Source organism: Micromonospora maritima (assembly GCF_902825405.1).
Lineage (GTDB): Bacteria > Actinomycetota > Actinomycetes > Mycobacteriales > Micromonosporaceae > Micromonospora > Micromonospora maritima.
The window spans coordinates 1-1,991 of record NZ_CADEAU010000747.1; the positions used below are offsets into that span (position 1 = coordinate 1).

The window sequence follows — 1,991 nt, forward strand, 5'->3', positions numbered from 1 at the left end:
CGCGCTCGCCGCCGACCTCACCGGGCAGGAGCAGGTCGCCGACAGCCACGCCGCCCGGGTCGACGTGGCGGCGCTGGAGGCGGTCCGGTCGGCCGGGCGGCTGTTCACCGCCGGTCCGACGCTGCCGCTCGCGATGATCATCGGCCAGGTCCGGGCCACCGCCATCGACCTGCTGCGCGGGGTGGGCGTGGACGACGACGCCACCGTGCTCAGCCGGGTCGACGCGGCGGTCGGCGGGCCGGAGCGCTGAGCGCCGGTCAGGCGCTCTCCCGGGCCACCAGCGTGGACGCGAAGGCGGTCGCCGGGGCCACCGACGCCCGGGTCAGCACGGCGGTGGCCGCGGCGGCGGCGATCCGGTCCACCGGATGGGTCGCGGTGGTCAGCGGCGGGCTGCTCACCGCGGCGTACGGCAGGTCGTCGAAACCGGCGACCGCGACGTCGTGCGGCACCCGCAGGCCCCGCCCGCGCAACGCCGCGATCACCCCGAACGCGGTGGCGTCGCTGGCGGCGTAGACCGCGTCCAGCTCCGGCCACCGGCGCAGCGCCTCCAGCGCCGCCCGCCCGCCCCGGGCCGTGGTGAAGTCGCCGGTCACCACCCGCTCCGGCAATCCCGCCGCGCGCATCAACCCCCGGTACGCGGTGACCGAACGCTCCGCGCAGACCAGCCAGCGCGGACCGGTGACCATGGCGATGCGGCGGCGACCGGTGGTGTAGAGGTGGCGCAGGACCGCCTCGGCCCCGGCCGCGTTGTCCACGTCGAACGAGGGCACCGTCGCCGAGCCCGTGCCGATCGAGACGACCCGGCCCTGGAGCCGGGCGGGTACCGCCGCCAACGCCGCCGGTGTCGTGTTGACCAGGACCACGCCGCAGACGCCCCGGTCGGCGCCGAGCCGGACCAGCCCCGACGGGTCGCCCAGCGGCAACCACTCCAGCGCCACCCCGACGCCGTGCGGCGCGCACACCCGCGAGGCGGCGCTCACCACCCGGTGCACGTACGGGTCGTCCAGCACCGTCCCGGCGCGGCCGATCACGGCCACCACCAGCCGTACCCCGGCGCCGCGCACCAGCGCCCGGGCCGTGACGTCCGGCACGTAGCCGAGCCGGTCGGCGGCGGCACCCACCCGGGCCCGCGCGTCGGCCGAGGTGAAGCCGTAGCCACCGAGCACCCGGGAGGCGGTGGCCCGGGACACCCCGGCGGCCCGCGCCACGTCGTCGAGGGTGGCGGGTCGAGTGGTCGGTGTGCCCATGACCGCATCATGCCCGGTCCGGGCCCTTGCGGGTAAGGGGTGGGAGCGCTTGTGGTGGTAGCGCTCTCAGGTGTGCGATGGTCGTCGGGACCATCCTCGGGAAGGGACGACCGCACCGTGAGCAGCACCCTCGACGCACCGGCCGGGCAGCGGCCACCGGTGCCCCGGCCGGTTCTGGCCGCCCGCACCGGCGTCGCCGTCGTGTTCGCCCTCAACGGGCTGGCGGTGGCGAGCTGGTTCTCGCGGGTGCCCGCGGTCCGGGAGACGCTCGGGCTCAGCCCCGGCCGGCTCGGCCTGCTGCTGCTCTGCATGTCGGTGGGTGCGCTGCTGGCCATGCCGACCGCCGGCCTGGTCACCCAGCGGCTGGGCCCGGCCCGCACGGTGGCGGTGGCGACGCTGCTTGTCGCGCTCGGCATGACGGTGGCCGGGCTCGCCACCGGGCTGGCCGGCTGGGCGCCCGGCGTCGGGCTCGGGCTGGCCGCGTTCGGATTCGGCTCCGGCCTGTGCGACGTGGCCATGAACGTCGAGGGCGCGGCGGTGGAGAAGCGGATCGGCCGCACCATCATGCCCCGGTTCCACGCCGCCTGGAGCCTCGGCTCGGTGGCCGGGGCCGGGCTCGGCGCGGGCGCCGCCCGACTCGGCGTACCCATCGGGGTGCACCTGCCGGTGCTGGCGGTGCTGATCCTCGCCGGCACCCTGCTCGGCGCCCGGGCCTTCCTCTCCGCGCCGGCCGAGGCGGCCGGC

Annotated in this window: 2 protein-coding genes and 1 pseudogene; 2 read left to right on the top strand and 1 reads right to left on the bottom strand. The window is 77.5% G+C overall.

Translation table 11 applies throughout. From position 1 onward, the window contains the following. Positions 1–250: pseudogene (locus tag HUW36_RS31825) on the top strand (FUSC family protein); the annotation flags it as partial. 7 nt (positions 251–257) lie between these two features. Here the strand turns inward: HUW36_RS31825 and HUW36_RS31830 are convergent. Next, a complete protein-coding gene (locus HUW36_RS31830; RefSeq protein ID WP_174531450.1) occupies positions 258–1,247 on the bottom strand; it encodes a LacI family DNA-binding transcriptional regulator in 990 nt (329 codons plus the stop codon). A gap of 117 nt (positions 1,248–1,364) precedes the next feature. Here HUW36_RS31830 and HUW36_RS31835 point away from each other — a divergent pair. After that, on the top strand, positions 1,365–1,991 hold a 627-nt coding region (locus HUW36_RS31835; protein ID WP_484502615.1), incomplete at its 3' end, for an MFS transporter.